This is a genomic window from Streptomyces sp. NPDC016845 (assembly GCF_044332585.1).
GTDB lineage: Bacteria > Actinomycetota > Actinomycetes > Streptomycetales > Streptomycetaceae > Streptomyces.
The window spans coordinates 86946-109901 of record NZ_JBIRPI010000020.1; the positions used below are offsets into that span (position 1 = coordinate 86946).

A 22956-nucleotide genomic window follows, 5' to 3' on the forward strand; every position below is an offset into this window, starting at 1 on the left:
CGGGCGAACAGACACCAGGAGGAGAACCGCATGGCGGGGCACAGCAACCAGGCTCGCGCGGCGCTGACCCGCGAAAGGGTGGTGCGCAGCGCCGCCGCGGAGTTCGCCGAGCACGGATACGACGGCACCTCGCTGTCCCGCGTCTGCAAGGCCGCCGGCGTCACCATGGGAGCGCTCACATTCCACTACCCCAGCAAGGCATCCCTGGCCCAGGCCGTGTGCGCCGCGGGGATCGAGGCCACCCGCGCCGTGGTCGAGGAGGCCGACCGGCGGGGGCTGACACCGCTGCAGTCGGTGGGCGGCATGGTGGGGGCCATAGCCGCGCTGCTGAGCGACGACTGCGTGGCGCGGGCGGCCGCCCGGCTCTCCCGCGAGCGGCCCGCGCTGCGCGCGGACTGGCGGGCCGGCTGGCTGCCGCTGGTGCGGGCCCGGTTCCGCCAGGCGGAGGTGCTCGACCAACTGCGCCCGGGCACCCGGCCGGAGTCCGCCGCGCTCCTGGTGGGCAGCCTCGTGGCCGGGGTCGAGGCGGGGCTGCTGCCCCGGCCCCGCAGGGCGACGCTCCCTCCTCCCACCGCCCAGGAGCACCTCGACGAACTGTGGCAGACCGCCCTGCAGGGCATCGGCACGCTTCACGGCCGTGCGGACACGTCCTGAGGGCGCGTCATGAAGGCGCGGTACCAGGCCGCGGCCTGCTCCAGGCGGACCAGCGGGCCGGGCCCCGGGTCCGTGCCGAGCAGCTGCCAGATCCGCTCGCTGAGGTAGTGGTGGTCCCGCGCCAGCAGCTCCAGCTGCCGTTTGCCGCACTGCCCTCGGGTGCGCTCGAGGAGCGCACCGCACTGCTGCCAGTCGGCGCTGCCCCGGGCGGGCGCCACCAGGCCGTACGCGCTCAGCACGGCTCTGAGGCGGCCGGTCGCCACCGGTACCGGATGAGCCGCGTGGTGCACGCCCCGTAGGGGGTCGGGCCTGGTCGCGGCGGCGGCCACGAGCCGGGCCAGATCGCCGACGTCCACGAGGGACTGGAGCCCCGCGCCGCCGAGCCACTCGGGCGGCACGCGCCGGGTGAGTTCGGCGAACGCCGGGACGACCCAGCGGTCCCCCGCACCGAGCACGAGGCCCGGCCGCAGCACCAGGGCGCCGGCCTCGAGGGCGGGCCGCTCCGCGGCGAGCCGGCTGCGGCTGGCGGCCGAGACCGGAGCGGGCGGGCTGCCGTCGACGTCGATGCCGCGGTGCGGACCGGCACCGTAGACAGCGGCGGTCGACAGATGCACGATCCGACCGATCCCGGCCGCGCGGGCCGCCGCCGAGACGGCGGTGGTGCCCTCCAGGTTGACCGCCGCGCACCGCTCGGCGTCCTTGCCGACGTACGACACGGCGTGCACCAGGGCGTCGACCCCGTCCAGGGCCCCGGCCAGGGAGGCCGGATCGGTGAGATCGGCCCGTACCTGCCGGACCGCGCCGCCGCCCGGCAGCACGGCATCGGGGCGGCGCACCAGCGCACGTACCCGCACCCGGCCGCCGTCGGCCCGCACGCAGCCGGCCAACTGCCGCAGCACGGCGCTGCCGATGAATCCGGTGGCACCGGTGAGCGCCACCGTCCACGGCCTCATTCGCGCGCCCCCGCGGCGCTGCCCGTGAGGTCCAGGCGCTCGACGACCCCGGGCGCGGCGACGGCCGGAAGGAGGTACGACCACAGCTCCGCGATCCGCTCGGAGAGGTCCTCCCGGCCCGCCTTGATCTGGGACAGCAGCTGCGTCCCGGTGTACGCGGCGACCAGGACCTGGGCGAACCGCGCCGGGTCGACCTCCTCCCGGAGATCGCCGAGAGCCTTGGCGACCAGGAGCTCTTCTTCGAAGTTGTCGATCCACAGCTGGTAGGCGGAGTCGTCGTGGAGGCCGAAGGCGCCCTGCTCGACCGCCAGTTGCACACCCGCTCGGAACAGGACGTTGCGCTGCAGCTCCCGCGCGAGGACGAGCGTGAGGTCGATCAGGTGCTGCAGACCGCCGTTCCCCTCCAACTCCGGTAGATCCGTGGCCTGTTCGGCCATCACGGCGTGGGCCAGCTCGTCCTTGGAAGCAAAGTGAAAGTAAAGAGCTCCCATAGTCGAACCGGCCCGTTTGACGATCTTGGTCGTACTCGTTCCGGAGAATCCGTGCAGGTCAAACTCTTCCGCGGCGGCCCTGACGAGGGCCGCCCTCGTCTTTACCGCCCGCTCCTGCTGTGGGCCGGCCATAGATCCTCCCTCGACAAAGAAACAGAGCGCTCTCTAGGTTATCCCTACCGGCCGCGGTTACCGCAGGCACTGGCGTCAGTACGAGATCCGCAGAGAGGTATACCGTGACTGCCACCACTTTTGCACCACTTCGTTCCAGCTCTGCCCGCGAGGCCGTCGCCGACATCCCTCTGCCGATGCGCGCGATCCCGCGTCAGTACGTGCACAAGACCGCCCAGGCCGAAGTCCTGATATGCGGGTGGCAGAACATCGGCGAGGACTCGTTCCACGCCCCCGCGCAGTGGCCCCGGGCGCACAGCTTCTACACCCCGGCCCACGGCTTCCACGACCCGATGCTCTTCGCCGAGAGTGTCCGTCAGACGATGCCCCTGGTCAGCCACGTCGGTTACGGGGCGCCCATGGACCACCGCCAGATCTGGGACCGCTTCCGCTGCACCGTCTCGGCCGAAGGACTGCGCCACGACCGGCTGCCCGCCGATGTGGAGATGCACCTGACGGGCGCCGACGTCGTCAGGCGCGCCGGACGTCTGGGCGGGATGGCGCTGCGGGCCACGGCGGTCCGGGACGGGCGACGCGTCGGGCTCGCCGTGACCCGGTTCACCAACCAGGCGCCCGCCGTCTACCGGCGTCTGCGCGGGCCGCGTTGCGACGCCGCCCGCGCCATGGCCGGCGCGGTCCGCCTTCCGGCACCGCTCGCACCGGACCAGGCCGGCCGGATCGACCCGCAGGACGTCACTCTGGCACCCGGACGCGGCGACCGGCACTGGCAGTTGCGGGTCGACGTGAGCCACCCGGTCCTGTTCGACCACCCCGTCGACCACGTCCCCGGCATGCTGCTCCTGGAGGCGGCGCGCCAGGCGGCCCACTCCACGCTGTATCCACGTCCCTCTGTCATGACCAGCATCGACGCGAGATTCACCCGGTTCGTCGAGTTCGACGAACCGTGCTTCGTCGCGGCGGAGCGGTGCGGCAGCACCCGGGGCCGGGAGATCGTGCGCATCACCGCGCACCAGGGCGACGAGGTGCCGTTCACCGCGACGGTGACGTCACTGCTCACCTCGCGGTAACGGGAGCGGGGCCCGTCCCGCACGTCCGCGCCGCGCGGCCGGTGATCCGGTGTGGACGCCGCCGGGTTCGCCGGCACGGTCGTGCGGCACAGGGCCGCAGACACGGCGCGCGGGCGCGGGCGGCGGCGATGGCCCCTCAGACGCCTTCGCCGGACCGGTCGATCACTGGCTGGATTCCGTCGAGTAGGCAGGGTGCGGCCTGTGCTCGGTCCGGAGTCCGTGCCCGCGTCGCAGCCGGCCGGTCCGGTCGTGTGACGGACCTCGTCAAGGTCCCGCGTCCGAGCACCTCGCCGGGCTCCGCGCTCAGGAAACGGGTGAGGGCGGCTCCCGTTCCCGTCGCGGCTCAACGCGCCCTTTAGCGCGCTCCCCCATCCTTCGACCGGTAACCCCATCGGCCCGAGGATGTGACCGCGTGTCCCCAACTGCCCTTCACCCCGCGCACCTGAGCACCGCTGACACGCAACCGGGCGGCGGGCCCCTGATGTTCCAGCGCTGCCGCTGGTGCCACACCGCCTCCTACCGCCGGGTCCTGTGCCCTGCCTGCGGCTGTGGCGACCTCGACGAAGAACGCAGCGCGGGCCTGGGCACCGTGCGCAGCATCAAAGTCGTGCGCCGCGCTGCCGCCGCGCCTCAGGCGGTGGCCGTCGTCGAACTCGAGGAGGGCGTCCGCGTGCGCTCCACCGTCATCGGCGGCCGGTGCGGCGCCGACGCGGTCTTCGTCGGAGACCGCGTCGAGGTGACGGAAGCCCCGGGCTCGTCACCGAACCATCCGGTCTTCCGGCTCTCGGGTTCACCTCTCGCGCGATGAGATCCGCGCGATGAACTCCGGGCAGCACCCACAACCCCGTCCGCAGCGGTTTTCAGAGCGCCTTTAGGCCGCCCTGAAACGGTCTCGGGCAGACAGTCGGCCGGGGAGGGCGTGACATGGAGGAGACCGGGGACGTGCAGGGCGAACAACAGGACCGGGGGCAGCCCGGTGACACGCGCACCGCCGGTGCGGCGGCGGACGAGCGCTTCCCGCTCAGCGCCTACCAGCGGGACATCTGGACCGTGTGCCGCTCCGGCGCGGAGTCGTCGCAGTTCACCATCGCCGGTCATGAGCGGCTGCACGGGCCGGTGGACACCGACGTGCTGGCCGAGAGTCTGGACCGTGTGACACGCCGGCACGACGCACTGTTCGCCCGGTTCGGTGAGCTCGACGGCGTCCCCTACCAGTGGACCGACCGCGAGCCGCTGCGCGCGGAGGTTCTCGACCTGCGCGGGGTCCCGGACCCGGCAGCCTCGTGCCGCCGGGCCGTGGACGCCGCGCTCACCGTGTCCATGCGCCTGGGAACCGACCGGCTGTTCCACGCGACGCTGCTGCGGCAGGACGCGCGGACCGTCCACATCGTCCTGCGCGCCCACCACATCGTGGCGGACGGCTACGCCCTCGACCTGTTCTTCACGCAGGTCCTGGCCGACTACGAGCAGCGGCTGAACGACGGCCACTGTGCCCGTGGACCCGGTGGGTCCGGTGAACCCGAGGGGTCCGGTGAACCCGGTGGGGCCTCCTCGTCGTACCGTCCGTTCGTCGAGGAGGACATCGTCTACCGCGGCTCCGAGGAGCACCAGGCGGACCAGGACTTCTTCCGTGAGCGGCTCAGCGGCGCGGTCCCGGCGCTCTTCACCCGGCACCCGGCGCCCGCCGCCGCGGACCGGCGTGTGTCCGTCACCCTGGAGTCCGGGGAAGTAGCCGCGATCCGGGCCACCGGCACGTCCGTCTTCTCCTACGTCGCCGCGGCACTCGGCACCTACCTCGCCCGCCTGCACGGCACGGACTCGGCGATCCTCGGTGTCGCGTTCCTCAACCGGCGCAGCCCGCTGCACGGCACCACCGTGGGGCACTTCGCCACCACGTTGCCGCTGCTCGTCCCGGTCTCCCCGACCGGCACACTCGCCTCGATGGCCGAGCGGGCAGCCGCTGACGTCCGCGCCTACCGCCGCCACGAGAGGCTCGCGCTGGGAGACATGCCCCGGCCCGTCGCCGCCTCCGGTGACGCGCGGCGGCAGCTGTTCGACACCACCATCTCCTACCTGAACCTGCCCGAGCTGCCCGACGTCGCGAACCTGGTCCAGGAGCGCACCGGGCACCAGCGCCGCCACGACCAGGACGCGCTGGCGATCCTGGTCGTCCACCACCGGAGCTCGGACTCCATCCGCATCGAACTCGACTGCGCCCCGGACGTGTTCGACGACGCACTGCCACCGGCACAGGTGGCGGAGCATCTCCGTACGCTGCTCCTGCACGGTCTGGCCGACCCCCGCCGGGCCGCGGCCCGCATCCCGCTCCTGGACACCGCCGGGCGGGCGGACGCGCTCCTGGCCGCCCACGGGCCGGCCGTCCCGCTCCCCGACGGTGCGACGGTGCACGGCCTGTTCGCGGAGCAGGCCCGGCGCACCCCCGGCCGCATCGCGGTGTCCGGCGCCGGCACCACCACCACGTACGCCGCGCTCGACACACACGCCGGTCAGGTGGCGGCTGCCCTGCGGCACGCCGGGGTGGTGCGGCAGGACCGGGTCGCGGTGCTCGTCGAACGGGGCCACGCGCTGCCGGCCGCCCTGCTGGGCACGCTGCGCGCCGGAGCCGCCTTCGTGCCCGTCGACGCCGAGTACCCGCAGGAGCGCATCGCGTACCTGCTGCGCGACAGCGAGGCCACCGCGCTGCTGGTCGAGGAGGCGACCGCCCATCTGGTACCGGCCGGGGCGACCGTGCCGGTGATCCGCGTCGACGGCCTGCGCACGCCCGACGGACCACCGGCTGCCGACGAGCTGTCCGACGAACCGTCCGACGAGCTGTCCGACGAGCCGTCCGACGAGCCGTCCGACGAGCCGTCCGACGACAGTCTCGCGTACGTGATCTACACGTCCGGTTCGACGGGCAGCCCCAAAGGGGTCATGGTCGAGCACCGCTCCGTGGTCAACCGTCTGGCGTGGATGCAACGCCGCTACCCCGTCGGCCCGCACGACGTGATCCTCCAGAAGACCCCGGCCACGTTCGATGTGTCCGTGTGGGAGCTGTTCTGGTGGGCCGTGTCCGGCGCGGCAGTGGCGATGCTCGCGCCCAGGGCCCACCGCGACCCGCGCGAGATCCTGCGTGCGGTCACCGAACACCGCGTCACCGTCGTGCACTTCGTCCCCGCCATGCTCGGCCCGTTCCTCGACATGCTGGAGGACGAGCCCGCCTCGCTGTCCGGTCTGGCGTCGCTGCGCTCCGTGTTCTGCAGCGGTGAAGCGCTCACGCCAGGTCTGGTCGACCGGTTCGACGCCCTCTTCTCCACTCTGGAACGGCCCCCGCGGCTGGTGAACCTCTACGGTCCGACCGAGGCCACCGTCGACGTCACCTGCTACGACTGCTCGGGCCGCCCCGCGCGGAGCCGGAAGCGCGTGCCGATCGGCCGGCCGGTCGACAACACGCAGCTGTACGTGCTCGGCCCGGGCGACGAACCGCAACCGGTCGGTGTCCCCGGCGAGTTGTGCATCGGCGGTGTCCAGGTGGCCCGCGGCTACCTCGGCCGGCCGCGACTCAGCCGCGAGCGGTTCATCGCCGACCCGTTCACCCCGGGCGGCCGTCTGTACCGCACCGGTGACCTGGCCCGCCGGACGGCCGACGGCCAGTTCGAGTTCCTCGGCAGGATCGACGACCAGGTCAAGATCCGTGGGCACCGGGTGGAGCCGGGCGAGGTCCAGGCCGCGCTGACGGCCGTCGCGGGGGTGCGCGCCGCGGCGGTCGTGGCCCGCACCACACCGGAGCGGGGCACCCATCTGGTGGCGTACTGGACCGGTGAGCACGAGATCTCCCCGGCGACGCTCCGTGCCGAACTGGCCCGCAGCCTCCCCGCCCACCTGATACCGGCCTTCTGGACGAGGGTCGAGGCCCTGCCGTCGACGCCGAACGGGAAGCTGGACCAGGCCGCGCTGCCCGCGCCCGAGCACCCGGCGGAACCCTCCCGGCAGCCGCGTGCGGGTGCCGAGTCCGTGCTGGCCGGCGTCTGGTCACAGATCCTGGGCGTGGAGGCCGGCGTGCACGACGACTTCTACGCCCTCGGCGGGGACTCCTTGCTGGCGCTACGGGTGCAGGTCGAGGCGGAGCGGCGCGGGCTGCGGTTCGAGATCCGCGACCTGATGCGCCATCCGACGGTGGCCGCGCTGGCGGAGCACACCGCCCCGGCCGGCGAACGGACGGCGCTCGCGCCGTTCGCGCTGGTGTCGCAGGCGGACCAGCATGTCCGGCAGGGGGCGCGGGACGCCTTTCCGCTCAGCCGCCTGCAGTTGGGCATGGTGTACCACAGCCTGCGCTCCGCGTCCGCCCCGGAACCAGGGGGCGCAGGACGGCAGGATCTGGGCCCCTACCGGGACGTCTTCCACTACAGCCTGCGGATGCCCTGGGACGAGGAGCGGCTGCGCCGCGCCTACGGCCGGCTGACGGCCCGGCACCCCGCACTGCGCTCCGTCGTCTCCCTGTCCGGCTTCTCCGAGCCACTGCAGATCGTGCGTCCGCAGGCTCCCGGCACGCTCGAGTGCCGCGACCTGCGCGCGGCGGGCGAGGCCGAGGCGGATGCCGAGCTGGCCCGGTACATCGAGGAACGGCGCTGCCACCGCTACGACTTCGAGGCGGGCCCGCTCCATCAGCTCCGCGCCCACGCCCGGGCGGACCGCGTCGACCTCGTCCTCGGCTTCCACCACGCCGTCCTGGACGGCGGCAGCGTCGCCGGCCTGCTGAGCGAGCTGCTGCAGGACTATCTGCACGAACTGGGCGCGGACGTCCCGGCCGTCGATGCCACGTCCCCGCCGTCACCGGCGCTCTACGTGGCCGCGGAGCTGGAGGCGCTGCGCTCCGCGGGCGCCCGCGCCCACTGGGAGGAACGGCTGCGGGGGGCCGTGCCTCTCCAGTTGCCCAGGTTCTCGACCGCTGAGCAGCCTGGCGGCACCGGCCGCTTCACCCGGCTGACCGCGCTGCCCGACGGCCTGCGGAGCCGGTTGTGGGACTTCAGCCGCGCGCACGGACTGCCCCTGAAGTCGACGCTGTTCGCGGCGTACAGCCTGACGCTGCGACTGCTGTCCGGTCAGGACGACGTGACGACGGGCCTGGTCGTGCACGGCCGCTCCGAGCTGCCCGGCGCCGACCGCACCGCCGGACTGTTCCTCAACACCCTGCCGATCCGTGTCGACGCCGCCCCACGCACCCTGGGCGAGCACGTACAGGAGGTCTTCCGCCGCGAGCGGGAGAGCTATCCGCACCGTCACTACCCCCTCCACCGCATCGAGGAGGACTTCGGCGGCCCGCTGCTCGACACCGCGTTCAACTACGTGCACCTGCACGCCCTGGACGCGCTGCGACAGTTGCCCGGAGTGGACCTGCTGTCCGTGCGTACCTGGGAGGAGAGCGGCGTCGGCCTGCTGGTCAGCGCCATCGTCCACCCGGTCGGCGGCGGCCTGTGGCTGAGCCTGGACTGTGACGGGCGCGCCTTCACCACCGGTCAGGCCGAGCTGATCGCGGACACCTGCCTCCGTGTCCTGGAGCGCCTCGTCGACCACCCCGACGAGCAGGCGGACCTGGCGTTCCTGGCCCCGGAGCCGGCCGCGCCCCCCGCCGGGGGCGTGGGGGCGGGCGCCGCGTTCACCGACCTGGCCCGGACCGTCCGCGCCCGCGCGGAAGAGGCACCCGAAGCGGTCGCTCTCGCCTTCGAGGACCAGCGCTGGACGTACCGTCGGCTGGACCGGACCGCGGACGTGATCGCCCGTCGGCTGCTGGCCGACGGCGCCCCGCCCGGCGCCCGGATCGGGGTCGCCATGGACCGCTGTCCCCTGTACGTCGCGGCTGTCCTCGGCGTGCTCCGCGCGGGCTGTGCCGTCGCCCCGCTGGACACCGGATACCCACCGGCCCGTATCTCCGCGGTGGTCGAAGCGGTCCGGCCCTTCACGGTGATCGCCCAGCAACAGCACGCGGGACTGCTGGGCGACGCCCCGCTGCTCACGGCCGAATCCCTGCTCACGGCCGAATCCCTGCTCACGGCAGAGGGCTCGCTCCCGGCCGACGCCGCTCCCTTCGAGCCGCCCCCGATCGACCCCGCCGACACCTGCTACGTCCTGTGCACCTCCGGCTCCACCGGCCGGCCCAAGGCTGTCGCCATGCCGCACCGGGCCCTGTCCGGCCTGGTCGACTGGCAGAACCGCGTTCCCAGCGGCGCGGTGAGCGGTCCCACGCTGCAGTTCTCGGCGCTCGGCTTCGACGTCCACCTCCAGGAGATCTTCGCCACCCTGTGCGCCGGCGCCCCGCTGCAACTCGTCAGCGAGGAACAGCGCCTGGACTTCCCCGCGCTGCTGCGCCTGCTCGACCGGGAGCGAGTCGAGCGCGTCTTCCTCCCCTACGTGGCCCTGCAACAGCTCGCGGAGACCTCCGCGGCGCTCGGTCTGGTGCCCCGCGCGCTGCGAGTGATCGTCTCGGCGGGGGAACAGCTGCGTGTCACCGACGAGATCCGTCGCCTGTGCGGAGCGCTGCCGACCCCCGGCGTCATCCTGGAGAACCAGTACGGGCCCACCGAGACCCACATCGTCACCGGCTTCACCATGACCGGCGACCCGGCCCGCTATCCCGCGCTGCCGCCCATCGGCACCGCCATCGACGCCAGCGGGGTCACGGCCCTGGACCGCGCTCTGCGCCCGCTGCCCGTCGGGGCCACGGGCGAGCTCTACGCCACCGGCGCCTGCCTGGCCGACGGCTACGAGCGGCAGCCGGAGCTCACCGCGGAGCGCTTCGTCCGGCTCCCCGCCCGGCCGGGCCACCCCACCGGCGTACGGGCCTACCGCACCGGCGACCTCGGCTACACCCTCCCCAGCGGCGACATCGTCTGCCTGGGCCGTACCGACACCCAGGTCAAGATCCGCGGTTTCCGGATCGAGCCCGCCGAGGTCGAACTGCATCTCACCGCGACGCCCTCGGCCCGCGAGGCGGGGGTCGGCGAGGCCGCGGTGGTGGCACGGGGCGAGGGCCCGGCCTCCTTCCTGGCCGCGTTCCTCGTCGCCGACCCGGACAGCGTCGACCTGAACGCGACGCGCCGGGAACTGCGCGCCCAGCTGCCGGGCCACATGGTCCCCTCCCACCTGGAGTGCCTGCCCGTCCTTCCCCGCACCCCCAGCGGCAAGCGCGACGACGCCGCGCTGCGCCGCATGCCGCTCGCCCGCCGTGCGGTCACCTCCGCCGCGCCGTCCGACGCGTTGGAACGCCGGCTCGCCGAGATCGCCGCCGAGACGCTCCAGCTGCCCGCCGTGGGGGTCCATGACGACCTGTTCGAGCTGGGCGCCACGTCCCTGACCGCCATGCGCCTGGTCATCCGCATCGAACAACGCCTGGGCACGGCCGTCCCGGTCTCGGCTCTGATCACCGCGCCCACGATTCGGGACCTGGCCGCTCTCCTGCGCGACATCGAGGGCGGATCCGCCCCCGCGCAGGGCCCCTTGGTCGCCCTGCGGAGCTCCGGAACGCGCAGGCCCGTGTTCCTCGCGCACCCCACCGGCGGCAACGTGCTGTGTTACCTGCCCCTGGTCCGGGCCCTGCCGCCGGACCAGCCGCTCTACGGCTTCCAGGCAGCCGGGCTCGCGCCGGGCACCGAGCCCCTGCGCACCGTCCCGGAGATCGCCCGCAGTTACGTGACCGCTCTGCGCGGCGTCCAGCCGCATGGCCCGTACACCATCGGCGGCTGGTCCTTCGGCGGGCACATCGCCTTCGAGATGGCCGCCCAGCTGCGGGCCGCCGGCGAGGAGATCGCCGACGTGCTCCTCATCGACTCCGACGCCCTCGACCAGAGTGCCGGCCGCCCCGAGGTCGACGCGCTGTCGCTCATGACCTGGTTCTTCTGGGAACTGCTCTGGCTCGACCACGGCGGCGACGTGCCCCCCGACGCGTTCCGGGCCCTGCGCGACGAGGACGACGCCTACGCGAGCGTCCGCGAACTCGCCGTACGCACCGGCATGCTCGCGGCCGGCGACGCGGACACCTCCTTGCGCCGCGTCTTCGAGATGTTCCGCGCGAACTGGGACGCCCTCATCAACTGGCGCCCCGCCCCGACCGACCAGGACCTCGTCCTGATCCGCGCGCAGGGCTCGCTGCCCGACGTGCTCAGACCCGTCCACGATCTCGCCGGAAGCCTCTACCACGACCCGGCCAACGGCTGGACCCGGCTGACCACGGGCGCCGTGCGCGTCGTGGACGTCCCGGGCGATCACATGCAGATCGTCCAGGACCGCTACGTCCACCACGTCGCCGAGGTCCTCACCGACTCCACGGCACGCCCGGCGAAGCCGTCGGCCCAACTCACCGGAAGGTACTGACATGGCTGCTGGTGTCGCTGGAAAGAAGGCCCTCGTCATCGGCGCGGGCATCGGCGGTCTCGCCGCCGCCGTCGCTCTGCGCCGGATCGACATGGAGGTCGAGATCTACGAGCGGGCGCCCGAGCTCAAGCCCGCGGGGTTCGGCATCTCGGTGGGCTCCAACGCCATTCGCGCGCTGTCCACCCTCGGCCTGGACCTCGGTCTGGCGCAGCGCGGCCAGGTGGTCGAGCAGATGAAGTTCATGACGCCCACCGGGCGCCCGCTGTTCGACCTCCCGCACGCCCGTGTCGACCGCGAGGCCGGCGCCCCCACCATCTGCCTGTACCGAGGGGACCTGCAGGAAGCGCTGTGGGAGGCCGCGGGCGACACCCCCGTCAACCTGGGCGCCACCGCGCTGCGCTACGAGACGTCGGACGACGGCGTGCGGGTGCTCTTCGCCGACGGCAGCGACGCGTACGGGGACGTTCTCATCGGCGCCGACGGCATCCGTTCGGTGATCCGCAACCAGGTCGCCCACACCGGCCCGTCCGTCCCCCGTTACGGCGGCTTCCTCTGCTGGCTGGCGATCACCGAGTTCGCCCACCCCGGATTTCCGACGGGTTTCAGCGGACACTACTGGGGCGCGGGCCGCCGCTTCGGCATCCATGACGTGGGGCACGGACGGTTCTACTGGTGGGGCAGCCTGAACGTGCCCGAGCGTGCCGCCCGCGCCCACACCGTCAACAAGGCCGAGATCCTGAGCACCTACGCGGGCTGGGCCGACGAGGTCACGGCGGTCGTCCGCGCCACCCCCCAGTCCGCCATCATGGCCACGCCCTGTCAGGACCGCCCCTTCCTGGAGCAGTGGGGCGACGGCCGCGTGACGCTGCTCGGCGACGCCGCCCATCCGATGCTGCCGAGCCTGGCCCAGGGCGGCAGCTCCTCCATCGAGGACGCTGTCGTCCTTGCCGGGCGGTTGAACGCGGCGGACCGGCTCGGCGGGCTGAGCGCCGCGCTGCGGTCCTACGAGGACCTGCAGCGCGACCGCACCCGCACGATGGTCGAGGTCTCGCGTTCCATGGCCCGCCTCGAACAGCTGGAGCGCCCCGTCCCGCGGCTGCTGCGCGACGTCGCCGCCCGCTTCATGCCCAGCGCCGTCCTGGCCGGGCTGCTGCGCAAGACCCTCATCTACCCCGGAGCGGACCAGCCGGTTTTCGTTCCCGAGCTCGGAGGTCACTCGTGAACAGCCCTGCGAACGGGCCCAAGGCCACCGTCGAGCGCTACCTGCGCGCGATCGCGGACCGGGACGCCGCCACCGTCCTCGGCCTGCTCGGCGAAGACGTGGAGTTCTGGATCGCCGGCGATCACCCGGTGTGCGGAACCTGGAAGGGGCGTGACGCGGTGGTGGGCGGCTTCCTCCTGCCGCTGGGCGCGCTGTTCGACCCCGGGGCCGGCTACACGATCGAGGTGCGCAGCATGATCGCCGACGGGGACCAGGTCGCCGTCGAGTGTCTGTCCCGCTCCGTGACGAAGGACAAGGTGCCCTACGAGAACCGCATCGTGTCCGTCTACACGGTGGCGGACGGCCGGATCACCCGCATGCACGAGTACTTCGACACCGCGTACTTCGCCAAGACGCTAGCCGCCCGATGACACGCGCAGGGCTGCTCGCCACCACGGAACCGGCATCGGCACCGCCCCCCTTGTCCTCCGAGTACCTTGATCACTTCTACCGGGACGGGGGCGGCGCCTGCGCGATCATGAGCGTGGCCCACTTCCCCGACGAGATCCTGACCTATCTGCAGATGGAGTGTCTGGCGGCGTTCAAGACGGCGCTGGACGAGAAGTGCGACGCCGTCGTGGAACTCGGCTGCTTCGACGGGCGGGCCCTGGAAGTGGCGCGGGCCGCCGGGCTGCCCTACTGCGGCATCGACATCAACAGCGGTGCGGTGGCCGCACTGCGCGAGCGCATCTGTGACGAGGGCCTCGACGCCCAGGCCACCGCCGTGGTCGGCAATGCGCAGGAGTCGGTGCTCTGGTCGGCGCAGGTGCCCGGCCGCCGGCCCCTGCTCGTGCTCCCGTTCAACCTCCTCGGCAACCTTTCCGATCCCCGGCGCGCGCTCATGGGGCTGCGCTCCCTGGGCGGCACCGTCCTCGTCTCCGTCTTCAACGAGCAGCCCCGCACCACCGCCGTGCGAAGGGCCTACTACGCCCGGTGCACGAGGGGGCTGGCGGAGCCGGCCCCGGGCCGTTACGGCGGCACCGTCTTCCGCGGTGCCCAGGGGTTCCGCTCCGAGTCGTTCAGCGCCCCTGCCCTGCGCCGCCTCCTGCGCGAGTGCGGGCTTCGGATCCACTCGGAGACCGCCAACCGGCTCGGCCTCGCCGTCGGCGCACGCAGGGCCTGACCACCGTCCACGCCGCAGCACGACCGATCACCGAAGGACACACGATGACGACGACCCGGCCCGATCCACCAGCGCCCTGCCCCGCCGACGCCGAGCTCTTCCAGCTGTTCACCCCGGAAGGGCAGCGCGACCCGTTCCCCGGCTATGCGCGGTTGCGCGCGATCGCGCCCGTCCACGTGAGCGAAGCGCTCGGCGGCGCGTTCGTGACCGGGTACGACGCCGCGTGCGCGGTGCTCTCCGGCGAGAAGTTCGGCACGGTCGGCGCGGAGTGGTTCGACAAGAACCAGCCGGGCTGGCGTGAGAGTCCCCTCCTTGTCAGCGTCTTCTCCTCGCTGGCCGGGGCGAACAACCCCGACCACACACGGCTGCGCGGGCTGGTCGCGCGAGCGTTCAACGTCCGGCAGATCGAGCAGGTCAGGCCCTATACCGCCCAGTTGACCGAGCAGGCCCTCGATGCCATGGCCGAACGAGCCGCGAGCGGCGAAGTGGTGGACATCCCCTCGCAGCTGGCCCTGCCGGTGACGATGGGCACCATCGCCCGCCTCGTGGGCGTGCCGCCCGAGGACCTGGGGCCCTTCGACGCGTGGATCCGCAAGGCCAGTGTCGTCTTCGAGGTCGCGGTGGAGCCCGAGCGGCTGGCCGAGGCCGATGCCGCGTACACCCACGTACTCGACTACTTCACCGGACTGGTCGACGAACGCAGGAGGTCGCCGGGCGACGATCTCCTGTCCGCGCTGATCGCGGTGCGCGACGCGGACGGGGACCGGCTCAGCGCGCAGGAACTGGTCGACCTGCTCGCCTTCGTCTTCGGGTCGGGGTTCGAGACGACCGCGGGGCTGATCGGCAACACGGTGGTCGCGCTCGCCTCGCATCCGGACCAGATGGCCGCGCTGCGGACCGTTCTGGCGACGTCACCGGAGAAGCTGGGCCCGGTGATCGACGAACTGGGCCGGTTCGACGGATCGGTGCAGGCCACCCGGCGGATGGCGCTGGAGGACGCGGAGATCGACGGCGTCCGGATTCCCGCGGGCACCAGCACGATCGTCTTCCTGGGCGGGGCCAACCGCGATCCGTCCCGCTTCCCGGACCCGGACCGGCTCGACCTGCACCGCGCGGACGCCCGCCCCCTGAACATGGGCCTCGGCGTCCACTACTGCCTGGGCGCGGCGCTGGCCAGGCTCGAGATGGAGGAGGTTCTGCGCCGGCTGTACGGCCGCCACCCCCGCCTGCGCCTGGCCGGCGCTCCGCTTCGCACTCCCGGCCTGCAGCTGTACCGGTACGAGTCGATCCCGGTCGCCCTGGACTGACCGGGCGGCGGGGCGAGGGCGGGCAACCCGGTTGCGGCACGGCCGGGTTGCCCGCCCTTTCTACGTTCGCACCGTGATACGTCTGTCCCGGCCCGCGTCGCGCCGGCGGTGGTCGCACGGGACGACCAGGGGCGCGCCGGCGCCCCGCGGCCAGATACGGGCGAGGCTCTCCGCTCGATGGGCGTCGAAGAGCATGTGCAGGGGGCCGCCCTCGTGACGTACCGCGACGGCGGCGCCGGGCGCCGGGGCGTCGTGGTCCGCCGCCGGCGGGAGGGAACGGACGGCGCGGTGTTCCGCCTCGCAGAAGTCCCATGGCAGGCCCGTCGGTGCCAGCAGGGCCGCCACGTCGCGGAACGTGCCCTCCGTGACGTCCTCCTGGACGTCGGGCATGTGCACCCCTTGCGACCAGAGAATGGCCACACCGTGCGACATCCGCGGGGTGAGCAGCACCACCTGCAGCAGACCGTCCTGCGAGGCCAGCGGGATCGCGTGGCGGACCGCGGCCAGGCTGCACGGCCGGGCGTCCAGGAAGACCAGAGTCCGTTTCACAGCCGCCTCAGCTCCAGGTGATCAAGCGCTTCGGACGTTCCAGGACGGCAGCGGTGTCGGCGAGGACCCGGGCACCGAGTTCGCCGTCGACGATGCGGTGGTCGAAGGAGAGCGAGAGGGTGGTGACCTGGCGTGGCTTCACCTTCCCCCGGTGGACCCAGGGCTGGGGTCTGATCGCGCCGACGGCGAGGATCGCGGACTCACCGGGGTTGAGGATCGGGACACCGGTGTCGATGCCGAAGACGCCGATGTTCGTGATGGTGACGGTGCCTCCCCGCATCGCGGCGGGGGACGTCCTGCCCTCACGGGCCGTGGTCACCAACTCCTGCAGTGAGGCCGCCAGTTCGGGCAGTGTCTGAGCGTGCGCGTCCTTGATGTTCGGCACGATGAGCCCGCGCGGGGTCGCCGCGGCGATGCCCAGGTTCACGTAGTTCTTCTGGACGATCTCCTGGGCCGGTTCGTCCCAGGAGGCGTTGATCCGGGGGTTGCGCCCGATGGCCACCAGGAGCGCTCTGGCGACCAGCAGCAGCGGGTTGACCCGCAGCCCCGCCATGTCCTTGTCTGCCTTGAGCTCGTCGACGAGCCTCATCGTCCGGGTGACGTCCACGGTGACGAACTCGCTGGCATGCGGTGCGGTGAAGGCGCTGTCGACCATCGCGGCGGCCGTCGCCTTGCGGACGCCCTTGATGGGAACCCGTGTCTCCCTCACACCGGCGGCCACCGGGGCGGGGGCCGGAACGGCGGTCGGGGCGGGGGCCGGGACAGGAGCCGGGACAGGAGCCGGACGGGCAAGGGCGTGGACGTCTTCACGGGTGACGACGCCACCGGGGCCGGTGGGACTGACGGTGGCGAGGTCGACCCCGAGGTCCTTCGCGAGTTTGCGCACCGGGGGTTTGGCCAGCGCCCGCAGCACGGGCGCCGCGGCCTGCTGCGGTACGGAAGCCGGACGGCGCGGCCGGCGTGCGGTGGCGGATTCGGCGACTCCGTAGCCCACCAGCACCGGGGTACGGCCGGCGGGCTCCGGCTCCGGCTCCGGCTCCGGTTCGGCGGATTTCGCGGCTACGGTGATGATCACCTGGCCGACGTCGACGGTCGTGCCCTCGGGGAACCGCAGCTCCTCGACCACCCCGTCGAACGGGATCGGCAGTTCCACCGCTGCCTTGGTCGTCTCCACCTCGCACACGACCTGCCCGTCGGTGACGGCGTCACCGGGCCGCACGTACCACTTGAGGATCTCGGCGTCGGTCAGGCCCTCGCCCACATCGGGCATCTTGAACTCGCGAACCATGGTTCCACTCTCTTCTCAGTACGCCAGTGCGCGGTCGACGGCGTCGAGCACCCGGTCCAGGCCCGGCAGGTACTCGTCCTCCAGGCGCGCCGGCGGATACGGCGCGTGGTAGCCGCCGACCCGCAGCACGGGCGCCTCCAGGTGGTAGAAGCACCGCTCGGTGATCCGGGCCGCCAGCTCCGCGCCGGAACCGAAGAAGACCGGTGCCTCGTGCACCACGACGAGCCGCCGCGTCCTCTCCACCGACTTCTGTACGGAGTCGAAGTCGATCGGCGAGATCGACCGCAGGTCGAGGACCTCGAGGGACTTGCCCTCCTGCTCGGCGGCGGCCGCCGCCTCCAGGCAGACCTTCACCATCGGCCCGTACGCGACGAGCGTCAGGTCACTGCCCGCACGCGCCACGACGGCCTTGTGCAGATCGCGCGGGACGGCCTGGTCCGCGGCGGGGCCGCGCTCGGGCAGCGTGACCTCGCTCTTGTCCCAGTAGCGCCGCTTCGGCTCGAAGAAGATCACCGGGTCGTCGCTCCGGATGGCCTGCTGGAGCATCCAGTACGCGTCCGAGGAGTTCGAGGGAGAGACCACTTTCAACCCCGCCACGTGGGCGAACAGCGCCTCGGGCGACTCGCTGTGGTGCTCGACCGCGCCGATGCCGCCGCCGTACGGGATGCGGATCACCACCGGAACCCTGACCTTGCCCAGCGAGCGCGCGTGCATCTTCGCGAGCTGCGTGACGATCTGGTCGTACCCGGGGAAGACGAAGCCGTCGAACTGGATCTCCACCACCGGGCGGTAGCCGCGCAGCGCGAGGCCGATCGCGGTGCCGACGATGCCGGACTCGGCGAGCGGGGTGTCGAAGACCCGGTCCTCGCCGAAGTCCTTCTGCAGGCCGTCCGTGACCCGGAAGACGCCGCCCAGCTTGCCGATGTCCTCGCCCATGAGCAGGACCTTCGGGTCGTTCTCCAGCGCCCTGCGCAGCGACTCGTTGATCGCCCTGGCGATCGGCAGCTTCTGTACCGCCATGTCCTCAGCCCTCCCCGGCTGCTTCGGCCACGAAGGACGCCTGGTAAGCGGCGAACTCGGCGCGCTCCTCGTCGACGAGCGCGTGCCCGTCGGCGTACACGTGGTCGAACATCGCCGTCGGGCCGGGCGACGGCATCGACCTCACGGCCTCCCTGACCCGGCGGGCCAGCTCCTCGCTCTCGGTCTCCAGCGAGGTGAAGTACTCCCGGTCGGCCAGGCCGGCCTTCTCCAGATGGGTCCGCAGGCGCAGGATCGGGTCCTTCGCCTCCCACTCGGCGCGCTCCTCGTCGTTCCGGTACTTCGTCGGGTCGTCGGAGGTGGTGTGCGCGCCCATGCGGTACGTGAACGCCTCGATCAGCGTCGGCCCCTCACCGTTGCGCGCCCGCTCCAGGGCCCACCGGGTCACGGCCAGGCACGCGAGCACGTCGTTGCCGTCCACGCGCACGCCGGGGAAGCCGAAGCCCTGCGCACGCTGGTACAGCGGCACCCGGGTCTGCTTCTCGGTCGGCGCCGAGATCGCCCACTGGTTGTTCTGGCAGAAGAACACCACCGGCGCGTTGTAGACCGCGGAGAAGGTGAACGCCTCGTTCACGTCGCCCTGGCTGCTCGCACCGTCGCCGAAGTACGCGAGCACCGCCGCGTCCGCGCCGTCCTTCGCCAGGCCCATCGCGTAGCCGGTGGCGTGCAGTGTCTGCGAACCGATGACGAGGGTGTACAGGTGGAAGTTGTTGGTTCTCGGGTCCCAGCCGCCGTTGTTCACGCCGCGGAACATGGCCAGCAGGTTGATCGGGTCGACGCCGCGGCACCAGGCGACGCCGTGCTCGCGGTAGCTCGGTACGACGTAGTCGTCGTCGCGCACGGCCCGGCCCGAGCCGATCTGGGCGGCCTCCTGCCCGAGCAGCGGTACCCACAGGCCCAGTTCGCCCTGCCGTTGCAGGACGGTGGCCTCCGTGTCGAAGCGGCGCGTCAGGACCATGTCCCGGTACAGACCGCGCAGCTCCTCGGGTGTCAGGTCCACGTGGTAGTCCGGGTGCTCCACCCGCTCGCCCTCGGGCGTCAGCAGCTGGATCGCGGTCTGCCGCACGGGACCGACGGTCGCGGTCCTCATGCCGTGCCCTCCGCCCTTGCCTTGATCGCCAGGTTGAACTGCTCGAACGCCGCGGCCGTCCTGGCCAGCATCGAGCCGAGGAAAGGGGGAAGCAGCCCGGCGAAGGACTCCCTGTGCCTCAACGTCGCGCCGTGCGGCGCGGGTTCGATGATGAATTCGTGCCGCCCGTCGAAGACTTTCGGTATCCGGAACTGGCCGAGCCACTGCAGGTGGCGGCCCGGCTCCACCTCGGTCACCCGGGGGGTGAATGTCATCTCCCGGTCTTCCAGACGCATCGTGATCTCCAGGAGAGTGCCCCGGACAGCCGTGCCCCGGGCATGGACGATGAAGGGGTTCCATTCCGCGTAGCGGTCGAAATCGACCAGGATGTTCCAGACGTCGTTCGTGTCGGCGGAGATGTCGACGGAGGTCTCGATCAGTCGCATGGCGCGGGGCTTCTCTCCGGTGTCATGAGGCTTCGTCAGCCCTCGGCGGTAACGGGGGCCACGGCCTGGATCTCGTCGACGAGGTCGTGCGTGAGGCGCTTCAGCTCCCGGCGGCCCTGGAAGTAGAAGTGACCGCCGCTGTACACGCGCTGCCGCATCCCGGTCGCTGTCTCCGCGGCCCATCCCGACATCGTCGACAGCGGTGCCCAGGCGTCGTCCGTACCGCAGAACACCGTCAGCGGGCAGGACAGGGGGGTCCGGCCGGGGTCCGGCTCGTAGGACTCCGCCGCCCGCAGGTCCGCCCGGGTGATACCGAGGAAGCGGTCCCGGAACTCCGGTATGTCACCGAGGCGTTCCGGCGTGCCGCCCATGGTCACCAGGGCCCGCAACAGCTGCTCGTCGTTCAGCTCGGAGAGCTTGGGCACCCGGCGGACGCTCGGCGGGACCCGGCCCGAGACGCCGAGCCAGAGGGGGGTGCGGCCCATGCTCTCGAGAACCCGGCCGACCTCCAGGGCGACCAGCGCACCGAAGCTGTGGCCGAACAGGGCGACCGGCCGGCCGTCGAGCCACGGCTCCATGTCCGCGACCGCTCGCCGGACGACCTGGTCCATGTGCTCCAGGGGCTGCTGCCCGTGGCGCTTGCCCCGGCCCGGCAGGTCGAGCAGCAGGAGCTCCCAGCTCTGCGGCAGTTCCCTGATCATGGGGTAGTAGGCCGCGGCGGACCCTCCCGCGTGGTGGAAGCCGAACAGGCGCATCTCCGGATCGTCGCTGCGGTGCGGACGCACGAACGGGTTCATATGCTCAGCTCCTTGTCCGGCTCCGCCGCGCGGTGACGGATGATGTAGCCGCTCAGGCGGTCGAAGAGGTCGGTCAGCGTGAGTTCGACGTCGAACTCCTCCATCGGTACCTCGATCTGGTACTCGTCCTCGATCGCGATGGTGAGCTGCATCGCGGTGAACGAGTCGCCGCCCGCGCCCAGGAACGTCTGGTCCGCGTCCAGCGGGCCGTCGGCATGCATCACACCGCGCAGCTCCGCGTCGAGGAAGTCGATGACGCCCTGCCGGTCGAGGCCCGCGTCCGCGGCTGCCTGCTGGTCGTCGTCCTGGCCGCCGGAGGCCGCGCCTTCGACCGACGGCTCGTCGATCCAGCAGCGCTTGCGCGAGAAGGCGTACGTCGGCAGATCCCAGGAACGTCCCGTGCCCGGCGGCCGCACTCCTTCGAAGCGCAGGTTCGCACCGCTGTCGAAGAGCTCGGCGAGGACGCCGTACAGCAGGTCCGCGGCGGCCTCGGTGTCCTCCGTCAGCAGGGGCCGGACGTGGCCCGCCCACTCCAGCTCCGCCACCGCCCCGGCGGTGCGCGGTGCGCCGTCGGCGGTACGGACCCGCAGACCGAGCAGTTTCAGGGCCTCGGTCAGCTGGTCCGCGGCTCGCTCGGGCACCTTCTTCAGGCCCTGGCGCAGCGCGGGGTGAGCGTCGAGCAGTGCGTCGGCCGACTTCCGCAGCGGCGCGGGGTCGTCGGTGACGCGCAGCGTGACCTCGGTGACGGCCTGCCGTGCGGCGGGCGCGGTGTAGGCGTCGGCGGCCTCGGCGAGTCGCTCCGCCAGCTCCCCGGCGGTCGCGGCCGTGACGGCGATGCGGTGCTCGAAGGCGACCCGTCCGTCGCGCAGGGTGGCGCAGACCTCGGCCAGCCGGTGCTCGTCCACCCGCGCGAGGTACGCCACCGTGTCGTCCACGAGCGCCTTGAGGCTGTCGGGGTTCTTGGCGGAGAGAGTGAGCAGCTCGGTGCCCGCGGGCCGGCCGACGGCGTCGGCCGGGGCCGCCTCGTACGCCTCGAGGACCGCGTGCGCGTTGGTGCCGCTCATCCCGAACGCGCTGACCCCGGCGATGCGACGGCCGTAGCTCTCCGGCCATGCGGACGGCTCGCGGCCGACGCTGAGCTTCATCCGGTCCCAGGGGATGAGGTGGTTCAGTTCGCCGTCCGTGTCGCTGCCGGCCGCCGGGATCCGCCCGTGGTGGAGCATCAGGACGACCTTGATCAGCGCGGCCATGCCCGCCGCGCTCTCGAGGTGGCCGATGCGCCCCTTGACGCTGCCGATGGCCAGCGCAGTGGAGCGGCCCGGAGCGCCGCTGCCGAGGACGGCGTCCAGGGCGCGGGCCTCGATCGGGTCGCCGAGCGAGGTGCCGGTGCCGTGTGTCTCGACGTAGCCGACGTCCTCGGGCGCGATGCCGGCCTCGGTGAGAGCCGCCCGGATGACCTCCTGCTGTGCGGGGCCGTTGGGCACGGTCAGGCCGGAGGACGCGCCGTCGTGGTTGATCGCGCTGCCGCGCAGGACCGCCAGGACGGGCCGGCCCTCCTGCTCCGCGTCGGACAGCCGCATGAGGACCATGACGCCCACGCCCTCGCCACGGCCGTAGCCGTCGGCGGAGTCGAGGAAGGGCTTCGAACGGCCGTCGGGCGCGAGGGCCTTGCTCTGGCACAGGGACACCATGAGGTCGGGCGCGAAGATCACGTTGGCCCCGCCCGCCAGGGCGTAGCGGCACTCGCCGCGGCGCAGGCTCTGGGCAGCGGTGTGCAGGGCCACCAGCGAGGAGGAACAGGCGGTGTCCACGCTGATCGCCGGGCCCGACAGGCCCATCACGTAACTGATGCGGCCCGCTGCCAGCGAGTGGCCGCCGCCTGTCCCGTAGTACGGGTCGATGCCGCTCTTGTCCGCCTGGTGGGCGAGCCGGTCGGGATAGTCGGCGCTCATGATGCCGATGAACACGCCGGCGTTGAGCCGGTCCTGCCGTCGCACCGCGATCCCCGCCCGCTCCATGGCCTCCCAGGACGTCTCGAGCAGGAGGCGCTGCTGCGGGTCGAGCGCGTCGGCCTCACGCTGCGAGATTCCGAAGAAGCCCGCGTCGAAGTGCGAGACGTCCCGCAGGAACCCCCCTCGCTCGACGTAGGAACGGCCCGGCTGCTGGCCGCCCGGTGCGTAGACCGACCGCAGCCCCGTGCGGTCCTCGGGGATCTCCGACGTGCCGTCCGCGCCTTCCATGAGGAAGTCCCAGTACGCGTCGGGTGTGGTCAGCGCGGAGGGGAAGCGCAGCCCCAGTCCGACCACGGCGAGCGGCTCGTTGCGCTCGGCCTCCAGCTCGCGTACGCGGGCCTTGAGCCTCTTGGACTGCGCGAGCTGCTGTTCCATCAGTTGGCGTATCTCGTTGGAATCCAT

Annotated in this window: 17 protein-coding genes; 8 read left to right on the forward strand and 9 right to left on the reverse strand. The window is 72.4% G+C overall.

From position 1 onward, the window contains the following. Nucleotides 1-30: 30 nt before the first annotated feature. A complete protein-coding gene (locus ACH4RC_RS33015; RefSeq protein WP_398207428.1) occupies nucleotides 31-654 on the forward strand; it encodes a TetR family transcriptional regulator in 624 nt (207 codons plus the stop codon). On the opposite strand, the gene ACH4RC_RS33020 is transcribed toward ACH4RC_RS33015, so the two are convergent. Together ACH4RC_RS33020 and ACH4RC_RS33025 are read right to left on the reverse strand one after the other, a co-directional pair. Beyond that, nucleotides 630-1592 (reverse strand): NAD-dependent epimerase/dehydratase family protein, encoded by a 963-nt coding sequence (locus ACH4RC_RS33020; protein ID WP_398207430.1) that lies wholly within the window; start codon nucleotides 1590-1592, stop codon nucleotides 630-632. The genes ACH4RC_RS33015 and ACH4RC_RS33020 overlap by 25 nt on opposite strands. An 11-nt stretch (nucleotides 1593-1603) precedes the next feature. After that, the gene (locus tag ACH4RC_RS33025) at nucleotides 1604-2230 is read right to left on the reverse strand and encodes a ScbR family autoregulator-binding transcription factor (protein WP_398207432.1); all 627 of its coding nucleotides are present in this window, start codon (nucleotides 2228-2230) and stop codon (nucleotides 1604-1606) included. Between the two features lie 104 nt (nucleotides 2231-2334). Here ACH4RC_RS33025 and ACH4RC_RS33030 point away from each other — a divergent pair, with 104 nt between their 5' ends. From ACH4RC_RS33030 to ACH4RC_RS33060, 7 genes are all read left to right on the forward strand, one after another. Next, nucleotides 2335-3297, forward strand: coding sequence for a ScbA/BarX family gamma-butyrolactone biosynthesis protein (locus ACH4RC_RS33030; RefSeq protein ID WP_398207434.1), 963 nt, complete (start codon nucleotides 2335-2337; stop codon nucleotides 3295-3297). 412 nt (nucleotides 3298-3709) lie between these two features. Further along, entirely contained in the window at nucleotides 3710-4105 is a 396-nt protein-coding gene (locus ACH4RC_RS33035; RefSeq protein WP_398207436.1) for a Zn-ribbon domain-containing OB-fold protein, read from the forward strand. Nucleotides 4106-4221: 116 nt separating this feature from the next. Next, nucleotides 4222-11664 carry an amino acid adenylation domain-containing protein gene (locus ACH4RC_RS33040; RefSeq protein ID WP_398207438.1) on the forward strand — a complete coding sequence of 2481 codons (7443 nt, stop codon included), beginning with the start codon at nucleotides 4222-4224 and terminating at the stop codon, nucleotides 11662-11664. A 1-nt stretch (nucleotide 11665) separates the two neighbouring features. Beyond that, on the forward strand, nucleotides 11666-12886 hold the full coding sequence (locus tag ACH4RC_RS33045) for an FAD-dependent monooxygenase (protein WP_398207440.1): 1221 nt from the start codon (nucleotides 11666-11668) through the stop codon (nucleotides 12884-12886). Beyond that, on the forward strand, nucleotides 12883-13296 hold the full coding sequence (locus ACH4RC_RS33050) for a nuclear transport factor 2 family protein (protein ID WP_398207442.1): 414 nt from the start codon (nucleotides 12883-12885) through the stop codon (nucleotides 13294-13296). Before ACH4RC_RS33045 ends, ACH4RC_RS33050 begins: the two co-directional genes overlap by 4 nt. Next, nucleotides 13293-14048 carry a methyltransferase domain-containing protein gene (locus ACH4RC_RS33055; protein WP_398207444.1) on the forward strand — a complete coding sequence of 252 codons (756 nt, stop codon included), beginning with the start codon at nucleotides 13293-13295 and terminating at the stop codon, nucleotides 14046-14048. The genes ACH4RC_RS33050 and ACH4RC_RS33055 overlap by 4 nt, the downstream gene beginning before the upstream one ends. A 44-nt stretch (nucleotides 14049-14092) precedes the next feature. After that, nucleotides 14093-15355, forward strand: coding sequence for a cytochrome P450 (locus tag ACH4RC_RS33060; RefSeq protein WP_398207446.1), 1263 nt, complete (start codon nucleotides 14093-14095; stop codon nucleotides 15353-15355). 60 nt (nucleotides 15356-15415) lie between these two features. On the opposite strand, the gene ACH4RC_RS33065 is transcribed toward ACH4RC_RS33060, so the two are convergent. The 7 genes from ACH4RC_RS33065 to ACH4RC_RS33095 are packed head-to-tail and all read right to left on the reverse strand — an operon-like array spanning nucleotide 15416 to nucleotide 22956. Further along, complete coding sequence (locus tag ACH4RC_RS33065; RefSeq protein WP_398207448.1) at nucleotides 15416-15904, reverse strand: hypothetical protein; 489 nt, start codon at nucleotides 15902-15904, stop codon at nucleotides 15416-15418. 7 nt (nucleotides 15905-15911) lie between these two features. Next, complete coding sequence (locus ACH4RC_RS33070; protein ID WP_398207449.1) at nucleotides 15912-17192, reverse strand: dihydrolipoamide acetyltransferase family protein; 1281 nt, start codon at nucleotides 17190-17192, stop codon at nucleotides 15912-15914. Between the two features lie 15 nt (nucleotides 17193-17207). Then, nucleotides 17208-18212 carry an alpha-ketoacid dehydrogenase subunit beta gene (locus ACH4RC_RS33075; RefSeq protein ID WP_398207451.1) on the reverse strand — a complete coding sequence of 335 codons (1005 nt, stop codon included), beginning with the start codon at nucleotides 18210-18212 and terminating at the stop codon, nucleotides 17208-17210. Nucleotides 18213-18216: 4 nt separating this feature from the next. After that, nucleotides 18217-19320, reverse strand: coding sequence for a pyruvate dehydrogenase (acetyl-transferring) E1 component subunit alpha (gene pdhA, locus ACH4RC_RS33080; RefSeq protein ID WP_398207453.1), 1104 nt, complete (start codon nucleotides 19318-19320; stop codon nucleotides 18217-18219). After that, nucleotides 19317-19745, reverse strand: a complete 429-nt coding sequence (locus ACH4RC_RS33085; RefSeq protein WP_398207455.1) for an SRPBCC family protein — start codon at nucleotides 19743-19745, stop codon at nucleotides 19317-19319. The genes pdhA and ACH4RC_RS33085 overlap by 4 nt, the downstream gene beginning before the upstream one ends. A gap of 35 nt (nucleotides 19746-19780) precedes the next feature. Then, nucleotides 19781-20542, reverse strand: a complete 762-nt coding sequence (locus ACH4RC_RS33090; RefSeq protein WP_398207457.1) for a thioesterase II family protein — start codon at nucleotides 20540-20542, stop codon at nucleotides 19781-19783. Further along, nucleotides 20539-22956: a beta-ketoacyl synthase N-terminal-like domain-containing protein gene (locus ACH4RC_RS33095; RefSeq protein ID WP_398207459.1), complete on the reverse strand. Its 2418-nt coding sequence runs from the start codon at nucleotides 22954-22956 to the stop codon at nucleotides 20539-20541. The genes ACH4RC_RS33090 and ACH4RC_RS33095 overlap by 4 nt, the downstream gene beginning before the upstream one ends.

Excerpts from the sequence above, each read along its gene's own strand:
- ACH4RC_RS33070 (WP_398207449.1), bottom strand. The coding sequence starts at position 17,192 with ATGGTTCGCGAGTTCAAGATGCCCGATGTGGGCGAGGGCCTGACCGAC.
- ACH4RC_RS33040 (WP_398207438.1), top strand. The coding sequence starts at position 4,222 with ATGGAGGAGACCGGGGACGTGCAGGGCGAACAACAGGACCGGGGGCAG.
- ACH4RC_RS33085 (WP_398207455.1), bottom strand. The coding sequence starts at position 19,745 with ATGCGACTGATCGAGACCTCCGTCGACATCTCCGCCGACACGAACGAC.
- ACH4RC_RS33060 (WP_398207446.1), top strand. The coding sequence starts at position 14,093 with ATGACGACGACCCGGCCCGATCCACCAGCGCCCTGCCCCGCCGACGCC.
- ACH4RC_RS33075 (WP_398207451.1), bottom strand. The coding sequence starts at position 18,212 with ATGGCGGTACAGAAGCTGCCGATCGCCAGGGCGATCAACGAGTCGCTG.
- ACH4RC_RS33015 (WP_398207428.1), top strand. The coding sequence starts at position 31 with ATGGCGGGGCACAGCAACCAGGCTCGCGCGGCGCTGACCCGCGAAAGG.
- pdhA (WP_398207453.1), bottom strand. The coding sequence starts at position 19,320 with ATGAGGACCGCGACCGTCGGTCCCGTGCGGCAGACCGCGATCCAGCTG.
- ACH4RC_RS33045 (WP_398207440.1), top strand. The coding sequence starts at position 11,666 with ATGGCTGCTGGTGTCGCTGGAAAGAAGGCCCTCGTCATCGGCGCGGGC.
- ACH4RC_RS33090 (WP_398207457.1), bottom strand. The coding sequence starts at position 20,542 with ATGAACCCGTTCGTGCGTCCGCACCGCAGCGACGATCCGGAGATGCGC.
- ACH4RC_RS33095 (WP_398207459.1), bottom strand. The coding sequence starts at position 22,956 with ATGGATTCCAACGAGATACGCCAACTGATGGAACAGCAGCTCGCGCAG.
- ACH4RC_RS33025 (WP_398207432.1), bottom strand. The coding sequence starts at position 2,230 with ATGGCCGGCCCACAGCAGGAGCGGGCGGTAAAGACGAGGGCGGCCCTC.
- ACH4RC_RS33055 (WP_398207444.1), top strand. The coding sequence starts at position 13,293 with ATGACACGCGCAGGGCTGCTCGCCACCACGGAACCGGCATCGGCACCG.